The sequence below is a fragment of the Streptomyces humicola genome (assembly GCF_024436035.1).
GTDB lineage: Bacteria > Actinomycetota > Actinomycetes > Streptomycetales > Streptomycetaceae > Streptantibioticus_B > Streptantibioticus_B humicola.
On the sequence record NZ_JANFNG010000049.1, the window covers coordinates 17,835 to 34,875 of the forward strand.

At 70.0% G+C, this 17,041-nt stretch carries 19 protein-coding genes; 8 read left to right on the plus strand and 11 right to left on the minus strand.

Annotation, left to right across the window (positions count from 1 at the left end):
* Window positions 1-62: 62 nt before the first annotated feature.
* On the minus strand, window positions 63-992 hold the full coding sequence (locus NGB36_RS31985) for a DNA-3-methyladenine glycosylase family protein (protein ID WP_255924120.1): 930 nt from the start codon (window positions 990-992) through the stop codon (window positions 63-65).
* 89 nt (window positions 993-1,081) lie between these two features.
* The gene (locus NGB36_RS31990; RefSeq protein WP_255924121.1) at window positions 1,082-2,308 is read right to left on the minus strand and encodes a peptidoglycan recognition protein family protein; all 1,227 of its coding nucleotides are present in this window, start codon (window positions 2,306-2,308) and stop codon (window positions 1,082-1,084) included.
* Between the two features lie 100 nt (window positions 2,309-2,408).
* Between NGB36_RS31990 and NGB36_RS31995 the strand changes: the two genes are divergently transcribed.
* The 3 genes from NGB36_RS31995 (at window position 2,409) to NGB36_RS33560 (ending at window position 5,289) form a co-directional block, all read left to right on the plus strand.
* A complete protein-coding gene (locus tag NGB36_RS31995) occupies window positions 2,409-3,164 on the plus strand; it encodes a TIGR03089 family protein (RefSeq protein ID WP_255924122.1) in 756 nt (251 codons plus the stop codon).
* Between the two features lie 120 nt (window positions 3,165-3,284).
* Window positions 3,285-4,442 (plus strand): LCP family protein, encoded by a 1,158-nt coding sequence (locus NGB36_RS32000; protein ID WP_372509582.1) that lies wholly within the window; start codon window positions 3,285-3,287, stop codon window positions 4,440-4,442.
* A 37-nt stretch (window positions 4,443-4,479) separates the two neighbouring features.
* Entirely contained in the window at window positions 4,480-5,289 is an 810-nt protein-coding gene (locus NGB36_RS33560; RefSeq protein ID WP_255924123.1) for a LytR C-terminal domain-containing protein, read from the plus strand.
* Window positions 5,290-5,304: 15 nt separating this feature from the next.
* On the opposite strand, the gene NGB36_RS32010 is transcribed toward NGB36_RS33560, so the two are convergent.
* Window positions 5,305-6,309: a glycosyltransferase family 2 protein gene (locus NGB36_RS32010; RefSeq protein WP_255924124.1), complete on the minus strand. Its 1,005-nt coding sequence runs from the start codon at window positions 6,307-6,309 to the stop codon at window positions 5,305-5,307.
* 186 nt (window positions 6,310-6,495) lie between these two features.
* On the opposite strand from NGB36_RS32010, the gene NGB36_RS32015 reads away from it, so the two are divergent.
* Window positions 6,496-8,031, plus strand: coding sequence for an LCP family protein (locus tag NGB36_RS32015; protein ID WP_255924125.1), 1,536 nt, complete (start codon window positions 6,496-6,498; stop codon window positions 8,029-8,031).
* Window positions 8,032-8,045: 14 nt separating this feature from the next.
* On the opposite strand, the gene NGB36_RS32020 is transcribed toward NGB36_RS32015, so the two are convergent.
* Complete coding sequence (locus NGB36_RS32020; RefSeq protein ID WP_255924126.1) at window positions 8,046-8,573, minus strand: acyl-CoA thioesterase; 528 nt, start codon at window positions 8,571-8,573, stop codon at window positions 8,046-8,048.
* Between the two features lie 142 nt (window positions 8,574-8,715).
* Window positions 8,716-9,846, minus strand: coding sequence for a DUF1259 domain-containing protein (locus NGB36_RS32025; protein WP_255924127.1), 1,131 nt, complete (start codon window positions 9,844-9,846; stop codon window positions 8,716-8,718).
* A gap of 290 nt (window positions 9,847-10,136) precedes the next feature.
* Here NGB36_RS32025 and NGB36_RS32030 point away from each other — a divergent pair, with 290 nt between their 5' ends.
* On the plus strand, window positions 10,137-10,733 hold the full coding sequence (locus NGB36_RS32030) for an NADPH-dependent FMN reductase (RefSeq protein ID WP_255924128.1): 597 nt from the start codon (window positions 10,137-10,139) through the stop codon (window positions 10,731-10,733).
* A gap of 160 nt (window positions 10,734-10,893) precedes the next feature.
* Here the strand turns inward: NGB36_RS32030 and NGB36_RS32035 are convergent, their stop codons facing one another.
* From NGB36_RS32035 to NGB36_RS32050, 4 genes are all read right to left on the minus strand, one after another.
* Complete coding sequence (locus NGB36_RS32035) at window positions 10,894-11,622, minus strand: class I SAM-dependent methyltransferase (RefSeq protein ID WP_255924129.1); 729 nt, start codon at window positions 11,620-11,622, stop codon at window positions 10,894-10,896.
* Window positions 11,623-11,660: 38 nt separating this feature from the next.
* A complete protein-coding gene (locus NGB36_RS32040) occupies window positions 11,661-12,053 on the minus strand; it encodes an STAS domain-containing protein (protein ID WP_255924130.1) in 393 nt (130 codons plus the stop codon).
* Between the two features lie 96 nt (window positions 12,054-12,149).
* Entirely contained in the window at window positions 12,150-12,392 is a 243-nt protein-coding gene (locus NGB36_RS32045) for a DUF397 domain-containing protein (protein ID WP_255924131.1), read from the minus strand.
* Window positions 12,389-13,204: a helix-turn-helix domain-containing protein gene (locus tag NGB36_RS32050; RefSeq protein ID WP_255924132.1), complete on the minus strand. Its 816-nt coding sequence runs from the start codon at window positions 13,202-13,204 to the stop codon at window positions 12,389-12,391. The genes NGB36_RS32045 and NGB36_RS32050 overlap by 4 nt, the downstream gene beginning before the upstream one ends.
* Window positions 13,205-13,308: 104 nt before the next feature.
* Here NGB36_RS32050 and NGB36_RS32055 point away from each other — a divergent pair, with 104 nt between their 5' ends.
* The 3 genes from NGB36_RS32055 (at window position 13,309) to NGB36_RS32065 (ending at window position 15,524) form a co-directional block, all read left to right on the plus strand.
* Window positions 13,309-13,704: an ATP-binding protein gene (locus tag NGB36_RS32055; protein WP_255924133.1), complete on the plus strand. Its 396-nt coding sequence runs from the start codon at window positions 13,309-13,311 to the stop codon at window positions 13,702-13,704.
* A complete protein-coding gene (locus tag NGB36_RS32060; RefSeq protein WP_255924135.1) occupies window positions 13,701-14,123 on the plus strand; it encodes a hypothetical protein in 423 nt (140 codons plus the stop codon). The genes NGB36_RS32055 and NGB36_RS32060 overlap by 4 nt, the downstream gene beginning before the upstream one ends.
* A gap of 102 nt (window positions 14,124-14,225) precedes the next feature.
* On the plus strand, window positions 14,226-15,524 hold the full coding sequence (locus tag NGB36_RS32065) for an LCP family protein (RefSeq protein ID WP_255924136.1): 1,299 nt from the start codon (window positions 14,226-14,228) through the stop codon (window positions 15,522-15,524).
* Window positions 15,525-15,537: 13 nt separating this feature from the next.
* Here the strand turns inward: NGB36_RS32065 and NGB36_RS32070 are convergent, their stop codons facing one another.
* Window positions 15,538-16,200: a DUF2637 domain-containing protein gene (locus NGB36_RS32070; protein ID WP_255924137.1), complete on the minus strand. Its 663-nt coding sequence runs from the start codon at window positions 16,198-16,200 to the stop codon at window positions 15,538-15,540.
* 238 nt (window positions 16,201-16,438) lie between these two features.
* Window positions 16,439-16,864, minus strand: a complete 426-nt coding sequence (locus tag NGB36_RS32075) for a CBS domain-containing protein (protein WP_255924138.1) — start codon at window positions 16,862-16,864, stop codon at window positions 16,439-16,441.
* Window positions 16,865-17,041 lie beyond the last annotated feature (177 nt).

The window sequence follows — 17,041 nt, forward strand, 5'->3', positions numbered from 1 at the left end:
CGTCTGGGCTGGGCGAGGCGTCTCCCACCCTGCGCCCGCTCACCGTGACGGGTTCGATCTCCCTAGATAACGCGAATGTCGTTCGGCGCGAAACGCGGTGCCCGCCGTGGCGGCCGGCGTCCCGCGAGCAGGATCAGCCGGGCGGCGCGGTGCCGCTGCCCGGCATACGGCTGAAGGAGTTCGAGCATCCCCGCATCGTCCGTGCGCCGCTCCCCCGTCAACGCGTAGCCGACCACGTTCGGCAGGTGCAGGTCTCCGACCGTGATCGCGTCGGGCGCGCCGTTGCTGCGCTGAAGCGTCTCCGCTGCGGTCCACGGCCCGATCCCGGGAATCAACTGCAGCCTGGCCGCGGCCGCCAGGACATCCTCCATGCCCGCCGCCTCTTCGAGCCGGCGCGCGACGCGCACCGCCCGCACGATCGTCGCCGCACGCTTGCCGTCGACGCCGGCCCGGTGCCACTCCCACGACGGGATGAGCGCCCAGGTACGGGGCTCGGGCATCACCCGCATACCGCTCGCGGGCCCCGGTGCCGGTTCGCCGTGGCGTTGCAGCAGCAACCGCCAGGCACGGTACGCCTCGTCGGCGGTGACCTTCTGTTCCAGCACCGCAGGGATGAGCGATTCGAGGACGAGTCCGGTACGGCACAGCCGCAGCCCGGGGTGGCGTCGGTGCACCTCGTGGACGAGGCGGTGACGAGGCACGAACGCCCCGGGCTCGTCCTCCGCGCCGAGCAGCGACGGCAGCCGGTCGAGCAGCCACTCGGCCCCCGGCCCCCACGCCTGCGCCTCGATCGCGCCGTCGGCCGACGTGATCCGCAGCGTGCCGGGCCCGGCGGGCGTGCGGGAGGCGCGCCAGACGGAGCCGTCGTCGCTCATGCGGAAGGCCGGGTCGCCGGGGCCGTGGGCGAGCGGCCCGAGGGTGAGTGCGAGGTCCAGTGGAGCGTCGGGGGTCCACCGGCGCACCGTGCCCGGATGGGTGCGGGTGTGCTGCACCCACCCGAGCTTAGCCGCGGGCCGCCACGGGCCTGCCGGTATCCCTGTTTACCCTGTTTACCGGTATCCCTGTGCACCCGTATCCGTGTTCACCGGTATCCCTGCAGACGCGCGGCCTCCCTGCGCACCTCGGGCAGCTTCGCGTAGAGGCGGGCTCCCGGGCATGTGGTGATGTTTCCGTCGCGGTGGCCGGAGATGCGGGCGAACCTGACGCGTCGGCCTGCCCGGTACTTGTTGCCGCCGCCGGAGACCAGCCAGACGTTGCCGTCGGCGCGGTGGCCGTACCGGCCGAGCTTCCATGCGGTCAGGCGTGCCAGGGCGTGAATCGCCGCCGACGACGGCCGTGTCCTGTTGTAGCTGCCGATGACCGCGATGCCGACCGTGTTGCGGTTGAAGCCGAAGGTGTGGGCGCCCATGACGGACCGGGAGACTCCGCCTGCGCGGCCCTCGTAGATCCTGCCGCACTTGTCGACGAGGAAGTTGTAGCCGATGTCACGCCAGTGCAGGCTCCTGACGTGGTAGCGGTAGATGGCGCGGATGATCCTCGGGGCCTCGCTGCAGCTGTAGTGGTTGCCGGTGGCGGTGTGGTGGACGAAGACCGCCTTGACGGTCGGGTTGTACAGGAAGCCGCCCGAGCGGAGGCGGCGGTTGGCGCCCCAGCCGACCCGCGTGATGATCCTCGGCCGCAGTCCGGCGCGTGCCGCTGCGGCGGCACGGTTCCGCGGGGCGGCCTGGGCCGGGAGCACCAGAGGCTCCCCGGCGCCGGCGGGGTCCGCTGCGCTGCCCGGGTCGACCAGGTCGAGCCTCAGCCCGCGCGGGAGTTGAGGTGTGCCCGCGCGGCGGGTGGCGGCCGTGGGGGCGATGCGCACCTGTACGCCGTCGGAGTCGCCGACCCACAGCGGCGGGGTGCTGCCGCGCACATGGTCGCCCTGGCGTTCGACGGAGTTCGGGTCGGGGACGTCGTCGCTGTCCGACTCCAGCTGCTGCCAGCCGGACCAGCGGTGGGTCGCGATCGAGCGGGTACGCACCTCCACCGTGCCGTCCAGCTGGGCGAAGGCGTCGTCCCAGGTGATGCCGAGCAGCGCGAACGGCTTGACAGTCCGTGAGGGGAGTCCTTCGACGTGGGCGGCCGCTATCCCCCGCATGGACGGGGGGCCGCCGAGCGACACGAGGGGAAGCGTGAGGGTGCTGCCCGCATCGGGTTCGGCAGCGCGCGCCATGGCGTGGAACGCCGACGGCAGGATCAGCGCAGCAGCACAGGCCCACGCCGCCCCGATCGAGGCCGCCCCGACCGAGCGCAAGATAGTTGGACGCATGGAATGAATCGTCGCATAACAGACAGATATGTCTACTCGTCAGCTGATGCCCAGTCCGCCACCCGACGTAACGTCAGTGGCTGCCCCTAACCTTTCCCGTGTGAACGACACAGCCCGCACCCCTGCCGGCCTGCTGGCCGCCGCGCTCGCCGCCGATCCGGCGCGACCGCTGCTCACGTACTACGACGACGCCACCGGCGAGCGCGTCGAGCTGTCGGTGGCCACCTTCGCCAACTGGGTGGCGAAGACCGCCAACCTCCTCCAGGACGACCTCGCCGCCTCCCCGGGCGACCGGGTGTCCCTGCTGCTCCCCGCGCACTGGCAGACCGCCGCCTGGCTGATCGCCTGCTTCTCCGCCGGCGTCGTCGCCGCCCCCGCCGGCGATCCCGCCGCCGCCGACCTCGTCGTCAGCGGGCCGGAGTCGCTCGAGGAGGCGCGGGCGTGCAAGGGGGAGCGGATCGCGCTGGCGCTGCGGCCGCTCGGCGCCCGCTTCCCGCAGACCCCGGAGGGCTTCCTCGACTACGCCGTCGAAGTGCCGAGTCAGGGCGACCGTTTCGTCCCGTACACGCCCGTCGACCCGCAAGCGCCCGCGCTCGCGCTCCCGGACGGCAGCGAGCTCAGCGGCGCCGAGGTCGTCGAGCGTGCCCGGCGCAGCGCCGGGGCACTGGGGCTCGGGCCCGGGTCACGGCTGTTGTCGGGCCTGGCCTACGACGGCTGGGAGGGCCTGGCCGCCGGGCTGCTCGCACCGCTCGCGGCGGGCGGCTCCGTGGTGCTCTGCCGCCACCTGCAGCGGCTCGGCCCCGACGAGCTGGCGCGCCGCCGCGAGAGCGAGAAGATCACGCACATGGCCGACTGACCCCTGACCACCCGTACGGCCCGCACCCTCGGGCCGTACAGGCCTGACTGGGCGACGATCGATGAGGACCGCCGTGACCGCCGCACAATCAGCGCCGCACTGTCAGGGAGGGGGCCGGACGTGGCCGACAGCGCTCGGACACCCGCATCACGACGACGACGGCGGCGCCGCCGGCTGCGCATGGCCGCGCTCGCCCTGGCCGCCCTGCTGCTCGCCACCGCCGGAACCGTCTGGTTCCTGTGGCACCAGCTCGACAGCAACATCCACACCGACACCGGTGTGGAGGCAGAGCTGCGCAAGTACATGAAGGAACGGCCCGATCCGTCGAGGACAGGCGCGGAGAACGTACTGATCATCGGCACGGACCGCCGCAGCGGTTCCGACGGCTCGTACGGCAGGGACACCGGCACCGCACGCTCCGACACCGTCATCCTGATGCATCTGGCCGCGGGCCGCCGCAGCGTGACGGCGGTGAGCATCCCGCGCGACCTGATGGTCCGCGTCCCCAGGTGCACCCGGCCGGACGGCAGCCGGACGACGGCCGGGCTCGCCCAGTTCAACTGGGCATTCTCCTGGGGCGGTACGGCCTGCACCATCCGCACGGTCGAGCAGCTCACCGGCGTGCGCATCGACCACCACGTGACCGTGGACTTCACCGGCTTCAAGAAGATGGTCGACGCGGTGGGCGGGGTCGAGGTGTGCACGCCGTACCCGATCCATGACAAGGAGGCCCGCCTCGACCTGCCCGCGGGACGGCAGATGCTCGACGGCGAGAAGGCGCTGGGATATGTGCGGGCGCGCCATGGCTTCGGCGACGGCAGCGACACCGAGCGGATGGACCGGCAGCAGGCCTTCCTCGCCTCGCTGCTGAGGAAGACCGAGAGCGAGGGGGTGCTGCTCGATCCGGCGAAGCTCTACCCGGTGCTCGACGCCGCGACGTCGTCGCTGAGCACGGACCCGGGGCTGAACTCGATGTCCAAGCTGTACGACCTGGTGAGCGGCGTGCAGGACATCCCGATGCGCAGGGTGCGGTTTCTCACGGTGCCGCGCGAGCCGTATCCGTACGACGTCAACCGCGACCAGTTGGTGCAGCCGCAGGCGGCGGTGCTCTTCGCGGCGCTGCGCGACGACCGGCAGGTGGCGGTGCAATCGCTGGGCCCCGGGCTCCGCCCGCCGGCGTCGTCGCCGCCGGTGACCTCTCCGCCGCCGGGCGGGGCGGATCCCACCTATCGGGGGACCACCGCGGACCACGACATTTGCCATGAGTCAAACCGCTAGAGTGACCCCGCGACGGCGAGGGAGGGGTTGGTAAACCGTGGACCAGCACAGCGGGATCGACCCCGCCGACCAGTGGGTCTTCGATCCGGCGACGGGCAGCTACCAGATGCGCCTCGACGGCGGCGGCGCGCCCGCGCCGCACTACGAGCCCGCACCCGCGCCGCACTACGAGCCGGCGCCCGCACCCGCACCCGCACCCGCCGACATACCTCCGCGCCCGGAGGGCCGCGCCGCCGCGCGCGGCCGCCGCCGCGCCGAGCAGCGCAGATCCCCGAGGGGGCGGATACCCGTCTGGCTCGGCTGCACCGCCGCCCTGGCGATTATCGGAGGCGGTGTCGGGGGCTATCTGCTCTACGGCCACCGCACCCCCTCGTGCACGTCCGCGTCGACGGCCACGGCCTCGCCCGACCCCTCCCCGACCGTGAGCCGGACGGCCGATGCCGCCGCCGCGACCGACGCGCTGCGCGGCCCGATGGCCGCACCGATCAACGTCCGCGTCAACATCTTCGACGGCACGGGCAGGTTCGGCTCCTCGCAGGCCGTGCTCAGCTGGCTGCAGAACAGCAACGGCGTCACCCGCTCCACCAACGCCGGCCCCGCCTCGCACCCGGTCGCCACCACGACACTCGACTACGCCCCGAACCAGGCCGACCAGGCCCGGCGGCTGGCGAAGATGATGGACCTGCCCGCCTCCGCGCTGAAGGAGGGCACCACGATGGCGGCGTTCCGCCAGCCGATGACGCTCACACTGGGCCGTGACTTCACCGCTCCCGGCCAGCCGTTCGCCACTCCGACGCCCACGACTGCGCCGACACCGGCGAAGGCCGCGTCCTCGCCGCACTGCTGAGGAAGTCGCCCAGGTCTACCGGCGGCTTGCGATGACCTTCCGCGCCAGCGCGCGCGGGCTGGTCAGGAAGCCCCAGCCCCACGACATGTGCATGGTCGCCAGCGCGACCGGTATCCGCAGCCGCGCCCCCGCGTCCAGGCCTTTCCCGGCCGGCAGCGATCCGAGGGCGATCCCCGCCACGTACCCAACGGGAACGATCCAGCCGACCGGGTGCACCAGCGCGCCGGCCAGCGCGCCCGCCGCGACGGCGAGCAGGGCCGCGGGCGGCGCGAGATAGCGCAGATTGATCGAGCCGGAGTGGTAGCGGGCCACGACATGCCTCCACCGCCCGTAGTTGCGGTACTGCTTGGCGAGTTCGCGCACGTTCGGCCGCGGCCGGTAGGAGACCTTCAGGTCGGGCGAGAACCAGATCAGCCCGCCCGCCTCACGGATGCGGTAGTTCAGCTCCCAGTCCTGGGCGCGGATGAACTCCTCGTTGTAGCCGCCCTGCTGCTCCAGCACCTCGCGCCGGAAGACCCCGAGGTAGACGGTCTCGGCCGGGCCCGCCACGCCCCCGGTGTGGAACGCCGCGTTGCCGACGCCGATCTTCGATGTCATGGCCGCGGCGACGGCCCGTTCCCAGGCGTTCTCGCCCTCCGCGTGCATCACCCCGCCGACGTTCGCGGCGCCCGTCTCGTCGAGCAGCCGTACCGCGGTGGCGATGTAGTCGGGCGAGAGCATGCCGTGCCCGTCGACGCGGACGACGACGGGGTGGCGGGACGCCTTGACCGCGGCGTTGAGCGCGGCCGGGGTACGGCCGGAGGGGTTGGGGACGGTGTGGACCCGGGGGTCCTCCCGCACCAGCTCGGCGGCGATCTCGTCGGTACGGTCAGTGGACGGACCGAGGGCGATAACGACTTCGAGCTCGCCCGCGTACTGCTGCTCCAGGATGTGCCGGACGGAGGCGCGCAGGTGCCGCTCCTCGTTGAGCACCGGCATGATCACGGAGACCGCGGGGGTGTCAGGGGTGGTGGCGTTCATCGGCCCAAACGTTACCGCGAACGGCCCAGTGCGACGCGCGCCGCCCGAGTGGCGCAGCGGCTGCGGCGGCGTGGATGCGCCGGAGCAGCGCGGCATCCGCCTAGGGTGATCGATTCGGCGACCGCTCACATCAACTGATCACATAAACCGATCACGCGATTCGATCAACGAGGCGGAGGTGCGCTCATGCAGGGACCTGCCCTTGGCCGCCGGACCGGAGCCCGCCCCGCCCCGCGTCACGCCCCACGCCTCGCCCCGCACAGCACCCCGCGCCATGCGGCCGTCCGCCGCAAGCGCCGCATGATGCGGCTCGCCGGGGTCGTCTCCCTCGCCGTCCTGACCACCAGCGGCCTCAGCAACGCGGCCATCAGCAGCCTCGGCGAGCACATCGCCCGGATCGACGCCTTCGGGGGACTCGACCACCGCCCCCCGCCCGACCCCGGCACCACCTTCCTGCTGGTCGGCACCGACGGCCGCGACAGCATCACTCCTGCGGAGAAAAGGCTCTACCACCTGGGTGGCTGGGCATGCCACTGCACCGACACGATCATGCTGGCGCACCTGTCGGCCGACCGTTCGCGGCTGAGCGTCGTCAGCATCCCCCGCGACACCTACGTGCGGCTCCCGAACCGCGGGCCCGGCGACGGCCGCCGCCCCGGCACCGGCACCAGCACCAGCACCAGCACCAGCACCAGCCCCGGCACCCATCCCGCCAGGATCAACGCGGCATACGCGGAGGGCGGCCCCAGCCTGACCGTCCGCATGGTCGAACAGCTGACGCAGGTCCACATCGACCACTACCTGGAGATGGACTTCACCAGCTTCATGCAGACCGTGGACGCCCTCGGCGGCGTCCCGGTGTGCACCGCCCGCCCGCTCCACGACCCGAAGTCCGGCCTCGTCCTGCCCGCGGGCACCACCGTTCTGGGCGGGGGCCGTGCACTGGAGTATGTGCGCTCCCGCTACGTCGACGGCACCTCGGACTTCGGCCGCATGGAGCGCCAGCAGCGCTTCATGGCCCAGGTCATCCAGCGCGCGACCAGCAGCGGGGTACTGCTCGACCCGTCCCGGCTCGCCCGGACGGTGAACACCGCGCTCGCCTCCGTACGCGCCGACAAGCAGCTCAGCTCGGCCGATCTGCTCAATCTGGCGCAGGCGATGCGGAACTTCTCTCCGAGCTCCTCGGAGTTCACCACCGTTCCGGTCGCCAACGCCCACTTCCGGGTGCCGCATGTCGGGACCACCGTGACGTGGAACCAGAAGGCCGCGTCGAAGCTGTTCGACGCCGTCCGTCACGACCACCCGCTCGCCGTCCACCACCGCAAGCGCCATGCGCCCCAGGGCATCCCGGTGGATGTCGACCCGGCGACGATCAATGTCGAGGTGATGAACGGCACGGGCAGGCCGGGGCTCGCACTGCGCACCGCGGAGGCGTTGCACGCCACCGGATTCTCGGCCTGGGCGGTGTCGGGCGTCCCGCAGAAGGCGGCCCGTACGGTGATCTCGTACGACCCGCGCTGGGATGACTCCATGCGTTCGCTCGCCACTGCGCTGCCCGGCTCGGTGCTGCACGCGGTCAAGGGCCAGGGCCCGGTGATGCGGGTGACGGTGGGCTCGGCCTACCGCTCGGTGCGGCAGGTGCGTACCGATGACCCCACCCCCTGGGTCGACGACAGCACGGGCATCGCCGCGCTCACCGGCGACCAGGTCGTCTGCTCGTAGCGGCCCGTGCGACGTCAGTCGTCGAGCCCTTCGGCGGCGCGCTGGTCGCGCAGCTCCATGATCGCGCGGCGCCTGGCGAGCCGGTGGGTGCGGCGGATCTGCGCCTCCTGCCACCGCCGCCGGTCCCGGTCCGTCTCGGGCACGACCTGCGGCACGGGACGCGGCTTGCCGTCCGCGTCCACCGCTACGAACACCAGGTAGGCGCTGGCGACCTGCTGGGCCGGGGTGGATTCGTTCCACCGCTCGGCCATCACCCGCACGCCGATCTCCATCGAGCTGCGTCCGGTCCAGTTGACCTGGGCCTTGACGTGCACCAGGTCCCCGATCTTGACCGGTTCGAGGAACGCCATCTCGTCCATCGCCCCGGTCACCGCAGGACCGCCGGAGTGCCGCCCGGCGACGGCACCTGCGGCGTCATCGACGAGTTTCATGATGACGCCGCCGTGCACGGTGCCCAGCAGATTGCTGTGTTGGGCCGACATGATGTGCGAGAGGGTGACCCGCGAAGCAGAGGTGGGCTTCGGGGCGAGGTCGTCGAGCATGTTCTCTACTCTAGGACGACCCTGGTGGCTAATTACTCAGCGTGCTCAAACGCTGAGTAATTAGCCACCAGGGTCCGTGAACGAGAGCCACCCGCCGCAGTGGCGCTGTGCCAATTAACCACCAGGATCTAGGACCTCGGTTTCAGGACCCTGCCGTTCCGCCCGAATCGGAGCCGCCGGCGTCGCCCGGGGAGTCGGACGAGCCCGTGGAGTCGGAGCCGTTCCCGCCCTGGTCGTCGGCAGTTGCGGACGGTGAGACCGACCGCGGATGCGAGGCCGTCGTGGTGGACGGATCCGGTGCGGATGCGGGTGCGGGTGCGGGCTGCGGCTTGAGGTTGGTGACGTCGAGCGCCGACCGGAGCTTCGTCGCCAGGGTTGTGGCGTCACCGACCGCCCAGTAGTGGATGAAGAAGATGCGAGGGCTCTCGTCCAGCATGTGGTTGTGCACCTCGACGGGCCGGATACCGCCCTTGACGAGGGCGGCAAGGACGGGGTTGACCTCCCCGGCAGTCGCCAGCAGGTCGCCGTTGATCGCGGCCCTGCCGCCGCCCAGGCCCTGGATCTTGATCACGGTGTTGACACCGATCTCCGGGGGGAGGACGTGCCCGTCGGCGACGATGGTCTCGCGTCGCGGCAGGAAGTACTCGTACATCCGCCCGTCGGCGATGCCCTTGCGGCCGATCGCCTGGTCAATGGCCTTCTGGTTGAGGTCGAGGGGGTGCGCGCCGGGCGGCGGGGTCGGCTTGCCGATGTACGGCGCGCCGGTGACGTCGACGACGGACTTCAGGCGCCGGGCGAGGGAGACCGGGTCGCCCTTGGCCGTGAAGTGCATCCACCAGACCGAGGGGGTGGACTGGGGCAGGTGCTTGTGGATGGCGGTCTGCGTGAACCCTGCCTCCTGCAACTGCCGTGTGGCGGGCATGATTTCGGGCTCGGTGACGACCAGGTCACCCATGAGGATGACGCCGTCGCAGTAACGGGCGAAGGCCGCGTCGCCGTTGAGGGCGAGCGACGGCTGGATCTCCACGCCGCCGGCCTTGACCTTCAAGTCCCGGCGCGGGAGGGGAATTCGGAAGACGATGCCGTTGGTCATCATCCCGATGCGTCCCATGGCACGCTCGACCGGTTGCCATTCGCCCAGCCGCGTGGGGATAGGCCGCCGTGGATGGCTGCAGTAGGCGGCGGCGTCGTGGCCGACGTACGCCGAGTCGCCCATGCGGTGCCCGATCGCGCCGACGCACCCGACGAGGGTGAGCGCGAAGGCTGCGATCATGACTGAGACCCGTCGCGGAGTACCGGTGGATCTGCTCTTCGGGACGGCGGTCACGGGAGTCCTCTCTTCCAGGTCGGGTCTCCCCGCCGACCGGGTGAGGCGCCGACGTAGTGCAGCCTTCCGTCCAGACGAGTGCATTTATCGGTTTGGCGCATTTTTCCACCCGTACAGCCTATATACCCGTTCTGTCATACAGCCGTACATTCATGGATACAGGCTGCTCGTACGAGCAGCCGCTTCATGCACTTGGTCGCCGCGTCATCGTCGGCCCCGGCAGCGGGAGGACCGCCATGCCCGGAAACACCACTCCGCGGATCGCCGCGATGACCGCCAGCGTTCGCGAGGGACGCTTCGGTCCGACGGTGACGCGGTGGTTCGTCGACCATGCACGTGAGAGCGCGGGCCTGGACGTCGACGTCATCGACCTCGAGGACTTCCCGCTCCCGCTCAAGCAGCCGGACTTCGGCAAGGACCCGTCGCCTCAGTCCGCTCGACTGCTCAACGGCCTGAGCCCCCGTCTGGCGGCGGCCGACGCATTCGTCGTCGTCACCCCCGAGTACAACCACAGCTTCCCCGCCTCGCTGAAGAACGTCATCGACTGGCACAACCAGGAGTGGCACGCCAAGCCGGTCGGCTTCATCTCCTACGGCGGCATCTCCGGCGGCCTGCGCGCCGTCGAACACCTCCGGCTGGTCTTCGCCGAACTGCACGCGGTGACGATCCGGGACACGGTGAGCTTCCACGTCGCGTGGGAACAGTTCGATCCGGAGGGCCGGCCCACCAGCCCGGAGGGGTGCAACGCGGCGGCGAAGACGATGCTCGACCAACTGCTGTGGTGGGCCCGCGCGTTGCGCGAGGCGCGCACGGCGCACCCGTACCAGGTCTGACGCGGGCGCGGGGCGCGCGTCAGTCGCGCGGGAAGTCCTCGGTGACGAACTTGAGGCCGAGGCCGAGCGGCTTCAGGTCGATCTCCTCCCCGAATTCCACCGTCAGCTCGCCGATCCGGCTGCCACACCCGTACTCCATGGAGCTCGACAGCAGCGACTTCTAGTCGCAGGCCGCCACCACTAGCCGGAAGCAAGGGCTGCCGTCGGGGCGGCGGCCGAGCTCCGGCAGGTCGCGCAGGTGCACGGTGAAGCCCGCGCGGGTCAGCTCATCGCGTACGGGGGCGAGGCGGAAGGAGCGGTAGTACATGACGAAGGGCGGACGCCACAACAGGTTGCGCACCCGCATCGCCGCGTCGAAGGCGAGCACGGCCAGGTAGGACGAGGATCCCGGGCGGGCCGGTGCCGCGATGGGGAAGACGAAGCAGCCACCCGGCCGCAGCACCGCGTGGACCTGGGCGAACAGGCCGGGCCACTCCCATGGCAGGAAGTGTCCGAACGCCCCGAAACTCACCGCCAGGTCGAAGACCGGCCCGAACGGCAGCGCACGCGCATCCGCGCGCACCCACGCCACATGCGGCCCGTCCGCTGTCTCCGGCACCGCGCGGCGGCCGACCGCGAGCATGCCCGCACTGACGTCGACGCCCGTGATCCGCTCGCGGCACGCCTGCCGCAGGACGCCCATGCCCGCGCCGGTGCCGCAGCACAGGTCCAGGCCGCTGTCGAAGACACCCATGGCCTGCACCTGCCGCGCCACGGCGTCGAGAATGGCATCCGGGGTCCGGAACGGGGTGCGATCGAACTTCGGAGCCAGCAGGTCGTAGCCGTGCTCCACCGACGACAGGGCTTGGCGGGCGAGTTCGACGAACGTCGGACCTTCGGCGGTGACCATCGCCGCCCAGCATACGCAGCCTTATCGCGCCCGAGTGATCACGGTTGCTCGTCGCCGGCGGCGAGGGCATCGCCCGTGGTGTCGTACAGCGGCAGGGCGTGCGTATCCCCGAGCAGCCTGAAGAGCCGGCGCACGGGCCCCTCCGGGCACACGAACCGGACCTGGTACCCCTGGCGCCTGGCTCTGCCGTTAATGCTCGCCAGCGTGCTGAGGCCATGGACATCGCAGAAGGTGACACCCGCAAGATCCACGATGGCCCGGGTGGGACCACCATGGTCGGCGAGAACGACACCCACGAATTCCTGAAGCTGCGGGCAGGTGGCCAGATCGAGCTCGCCTGCCACCTCCGCGAGGGACCAGCCGTCGATGCGGCTCGTCGACAGCTCCAGACACGGAGCCGTCATGATCCCGTCTGTGCTCTGCTCGGCCATCGCGCACCTCCGCCGGCGGCCCCCTTCGTGCCAGAGTCGACCGCCCCAGGGATCGTGGCGTAGGGCTGTTCGGCCCCGAGGTCTTCCCCTTATGGCTCAGATCGTCGAGATCGCGTAGCGGATGAAAGCGGTCCACCCGGCGGGGGCGAACGCAAGGGCCGGGCGGGTCGTGTCCTTCGAGTCACGGACGTGGACGGTGTGGGGGCAGGCAGCGACCTCGACGCAGTTGCCGCCCTCGTTGCCGCTGTATGAGGACTTGCGCCACTCGATTGCTATCTCGACGCAGTTGCCGGCCTCACTACCGCTGTAGCTGCTCTTGAACCACCGGAGGTTGCTCATAGCTCCCCTGCCACCTTCTCGATCAACGCGAGCGAGTCCCTGGTCGTCAGGGCTTGCGCACGGATGATCCCATAGCGCGCCTCAAGTACGCTCAGTTCTATAGGCTTTGAGACCCATTGGCTCACACCCTGGACTTCCACGTACGCCACCTTCTGACGTCCGGCCGTCTCCAGCAGGACCATCGACCCGTCGAGCCCAGGTTGTTCGTCCGAGTCGAAGTGCATGACCTGGAGTGAGAGATTTCGAAGCCTGGAGCAGTCTGCGAGATGCAGCAACTGTTCCTTGAGAACCTCGCGGCCGCCCACCTTGCGATAGAGAACTGACTCATCGATCACGAAGCCCAGGATCGGGAGCGGTTTACGCGTAAGCAAAGCCTGACGTTCGAGCCGAGCAGCCACGTGACGTTCGATCTCCTCTTCATCGAACGGTGGGCATCGGTAGCCGATCACGGCCTGTGCGTAACGTTCGGTCTGCAGGAGACCGGGTACAACCATGGCCTCGTACGACTGCAGGCTGACCGCCCCCCGCTCCTCGTCCGCGAACTGCGCAAAAAACGCCCGGTACTTCTCACGCTCAAGATGTGGCTTCCCCGCCCGCAGCACGCCGTTCGCGTGGAGCACCTCGTCGACCTTGTCGACGAACACGGGGCTCGGTGGTCGCCTCCCCTGCTCCACTGACGAGACCGTGTCCAGCGAGTACCCCACAGCCTCCGACAGTTCGGCCTGCGTCATGCCCGTCAAATCACGGAAGAGCTTGACCAGTGCTCCGAAGTACCGGAGATTCGAAGACCCTTCACCGCCCACAGCCGCCACCCCGACCGCCTCCCCTCGTACCAGTCCGACGGATCGCCCGTACTCACGCCGCGTACCCGATTCGTCACTGGTCAGGCTAGACCCGCTCACTGACAGTTGAGGCCATGGAGTCCGAACTTCCCCCGATCGCGCCTGACTTCTGGCAGATGCGGCTGCGTGCCGATCCGAGGCACCTCGCCGTCGTACGACGCACCGTGCACACGCAGTTGAGGCTCTGGGGACGCGACAATCTGGCGCGGGAGGCGGCGATGTGCGTGACCGAGCTGCTCAGCAATGTGCACAAGCACGTCGCCTCGCCCGAGTGCGTCCTCACCCTCCGCGGCACCGAGGACGGCGTGCATGTCACCGTCAGCGACAGCGAACCCGAGCTGCCCGTCGTCGGTGAGCCCGACTACCTCTCCGAGCGCGGACGCGGGATGTTCCTGCTCAGCAAGACCGCGGACGAGTGGGGCGCGGTGCCGACCGCGACCGGCAAAGACGTCTGGTTCGTACTGCGGTGACGCCCGAGCTGATCCACTCGCTCGCCACCTGGACGTGGCTGGAGCGGACCGCGGTGGGGCAGGTCGCGTTCGTCCTCGTCGCGCCGCGGGCGCACTCCGCCGACGCCGTAAGGGGGCTCGCGGCCGCGCTGGGGCTGCGCGAGCCGTCGTGCCGGCTGCCGTACGTGGGCGAGCGCGTGACCGTGCATGGCTCGTCGCGCGCGCGTCTGCACCCCGACGGCTGGGCGCACGCGATCGGGCTCACTGTCGGTGCACGGTGGTCACGTTACGTGGTCGAGGGCGGGCCTGTGGCCGTGCTCGTCGGACTCGATCCACTCACGCCATGTGCGCAGCCGGATGCGGTCAATGAGTACGTGATCACCCGAACCCGCGGAAACCGGCTACGGATGGGAACCGCGTCGATGCGGCGAGTGTGGTGATCATGCGTTCGATCATGGAAACGGTGTGACGAATCCATCAGCTCTGCTACAGGACTGTCCCGAACGGGACTGATCCCAGGTCGAGCGTGCACACTGCGATGCATGAACGGATGGTCCGAAGGGTGGAACGACGGCAGCGCGCCGGATGACGGTGCGCGCGTGATGCCGCACGTCCAGCGGCGTGCGGGCAGCTACGGGGGCTATGCACAGCCGCCGCAGCCGTCGCAGGGCGAACCGCCGCTGCCTCCCGAGCTGTCGCCGCGCAGGGCCGCGGCGTCGCGCGGCGGCGTGCCCCGGCAGGGCATGGCCGACGGGGGCGGTACGACGTACCGCGCGGGCCGCGGTCCCGGGGGCCCGGGCGGGCCCGGCGGTCCGGGTAGCGGCCGCGGCCGGGTCCGCAGGCCGAGGAGCTGGCGCCGCCGGATCGGCTGGACGGCGCTGACGCTGGTCGTCGTGCTCGCGGTGACGTCCGTCGCCACGTACTTCTGGGCGGACTCCAAGCTGACCCGCACCATCGACCTGAGCGCGCTGCCGGACCGCCCCGCCCTCGGCAAGGGCACCAATTACCTGATCGCCGGCTCGGACAACCGTGGCAACCTCACGCCGCAGCAGCAGCAAGCGCTGCACGTGGGCAGCGACAACGAGGGCCAGTACGGCAACAGCGACACCATGATGATCCTGCATGTGGGATCGAACGGTGACACGCTGGTGAGCCTGCCGCGCGACAGCTACGTGACGATACCGGCGTTCACCGGCGCCACCGGCACGCACTACCCGGCGACGAAGCACAAGCTGAACGTGGCCTTCTCCTGGGGCGGCGGGCAGCTGCTGGCGCAGACCGTCGAATACAACACGGGCATCCACATCGACCACTACGCGGAGATCGGCTTCGGCGGCTTCGTCAATCTCGTCAACACGCTCGGCGGCGTCAACATGTGCCTGAGCAAGCCGATGGTGGACCAGGCGTCGGGCGCCAACTTCAAGGCCGGATGTCAGACGTTCAACGGCTCGCAGGCACTGTCGTTCGTGCGGGAACGGCACCAGGAGGCAAACCAGGACCTGGGTCGTGAGCAGCATCAGCAGCAGTTCCTGCAGGCGGTGGCCCACCAGACGGAGACGCCCGGCGTGCTGCTCAACCCGTTCAAGCTCTACCCGGTGCTCGGCGCCGGGCTGGAGACGCTCAACGTCGACAAGGGCATGAGCCTGTACGACCTGGCGCAGATGATGTTCGCGATGAAGGATGTCTCCGGCGGCAATGGCAAGTCCATGGTCGTGCCGGTCGGCGACCCGAACTACTACACGGCCACGGACGGCGATGCGCTGCTGTGGGACAAGACCAAGGCCCAGCAGCTCTTCTCCGAGCTGCAGAACGACCAGCAGGTGACCGTCTCCGGCAACTGACGGCCCGGCCGGGTCAGTTGCTCTGGCCTGGGGTGCTGCGCTGACGCGGCAGGGCGTGCTTCGGCGGGTTGGTCAGCGTGATCTGGCGGACCAGTTGGTGGAAGGAGACCAGTGCCGTGACGGGCGGGAGCCCGGCGACGGCCATGCTGGTCACCGTCTTCTGGGCGTGGGCGACGCAGAGGTAGACGGCGATCAGGGAGAAGAAGACGACCACGGCCCACGAGTGCGAGACGTGACGCTGGTGGACGGCGGCCCGGAGGATGGAGAGCGAGGCGACCAGCCAGGGGCCGAAGACCAGCAGCGGCCACCATCCGGCGAGTCCCGGCGATACGCCGAGCGACGCCAGGTGGCGCATCGGGTCGTAGGAGATCATCCCGCCGAGGACGCTCATCATCGTGACGATGGCCGCGGTCGTCGTGGCGATCAGCAGGCTGAGCCAGCGCAGCAACAGGACCGGGCCGGGGCGGCGGAGCCGGGCGACCAGGCGCAGCAGGCGGTTGCGGCGACGGTGGCTGCGGGCAGCCGACGGGCGGGGCGCCGGTGAGGAGTACTCGTACGGCTCGTACGCGGCGCCGGTGAACGGGGCATTGCCGTTCCCGCTCGTCGTCGCCGTGCTCTGGGCGAGGAGTTCGGCGAGATCGGCCTCGAACTGCCACTCTCCGCCGAAGGAATCCATGCCTGTTGACGACGGTGCCGAATACGGGGCAGCGTAGGGATTCACCGGCGGGCGGCGATGCAGAGGCTCGGTCGTCACATCCCCACCAACGACAAGAACTCCATCCCGATGCGGAGTAGTTGATGAAGTTGTCCCATTTGGCGCAAGGCAGGTGGCGGGGTGCCCCCGTTCACGGCGAGTCCTCGCGCGCCGTCCCCGCCACTGCGGTTCACTGAATGGTTCAGATGGTTGCGACGGGTTACGTCGCGGCGCGCGAGTAGATCTTGTCGACCCATTCCGCGATCTGCGCCTCCGACAGGTGATGTGCGAGATCGGCTTCGCTGATCATTCCGACGAGCCGTTTGTTCTCGATCACCGGCAGGCGGCGGATCTGGTGAGACTCCATCTCCTGCATGACATCGCTGACATCGGCGTCGGCGTCGATCCAGCGAGGGGTGCCGTGGGCGAGTTCTCCCGCCGTGGTGCGGCGGGGGTCTTTGCCCTTCGCCACGCACTCGACGACGATGTCGCGGTCGGTGAGAATTCCACAGAGGCGTTCGTTCTCGTCGGCGATGGGGAGCGCTCCGACGTTCATCTCACTCATCAGTTCCGCAGCTCGGTCGAGCATCACCCCTCGGGTGATCCAGGCCGCGCCTGCGTGCATGATCTCTCTGGCAGTGGTCATGGCATTCCTCCTGGATGCGGTGGATGCCGAAGCACTTCCATGCTCCCGCTCCCAGGAGGGGCTCGCCACTGCTACCGGTGGTTGTGCCGCTGCCGGCCCCCCGGCGGCCGGCAGCGGTGTCTGGGGTGGTGGGGGTGGTCAGGGGAGGTTGCGGGCCATGACGATGCGCTGGACCTG

Coding starts and splice junctions, on each gene's coding strand:
- NGB36_RS32075 (WP_255924138.1), bottom strand. CDS start 16,864: ATGACCACTGCCAGAGAGATCATGCACGCAGGCGCGGCCTGGATCACC.
- NGB36_RS32045 (WP_255924131.1), bottom strand. CDS start 12,392: ATGAGCAACCTCCGGTGGTTCAAGAGCAGCTACAGCGGTAGTGAGGCC.
- NGB36_RS32010 (WP_255924124.1), bottom strand. CDS start 6,309: ATGAACGCCACCACCCCTGACACCCCCGCGGTCTCCGTGATCATGCCG.
- NGB36_RS32030 (WP_255924128.1), top strand. CDS start 10,137: ATGCCCGGAAACACCACTCCGCGGATCGCCGCGATGACCGCCAGCGTT.
- NGB36_RS32020 (WP_255924126.1), bottom strand. CDS start 8,573: ATGCTCGACGACCTCGCCCCGAAGCCCACCTCTGCTTCGCGGGTCACC.
- NGB36_RS32025 (WP_255924127.1), bottom strand. CDS start 9,846: ATGATCGCAGCCTTCGCGCTCACCCTCGTCGGGTGCGTCGGCGCGATC.
- NGB36_RS31990 (WP_255924121.1), bottom strand. CDS start 2,308: ATGCGTCCAACTATCTTGCGCTCGGTCGGGGCGGCCTCGATCGGGGCG.
- NGB36_RS32015 (WP_255924125.1), top strand. CDS start 6,496: ATGCAGGGACCTGCCCTTGGCCGCCGGACCGGAGCCCGCCCCGCCCCG.
- NGB36_RS32055 (WP_255924133.1), top strand. CDS start 13,309: ATGGAGTCCGAACTTCCCCCGATCGCGCCTGACTTCTGGCAGATGCGG.
- NGB36_RS32040 (WP_255924130.1), bottom strand. CDS start 12,053: ATGGCCGAGCAGAGCACAGACGGGATCATGACGGCTCCGTGTCTGGAG.
- NGB36_RS32070 (WP_255924137.1), bottom strand. CDS start 16,200: ATGGATTCCTTCGGCGGAGAGTGGCAGTTCGAGGCCGATCTCGCCGAA.
- NGB36_RS32065 (WP_255924136.1), top strand. CDS start 14,226: ATGAACGGATGGTCCGAAGGGTGGAACGACGGCAGCGCGCCGGATGAC.
- NGB36_RS32035 (WP_255924129.1), bottom strand. CDS start 11,622: ATGGTCACCGCCGAAGGTCCGACGTTCGTCGAACTCGCCCGCCAAGCC.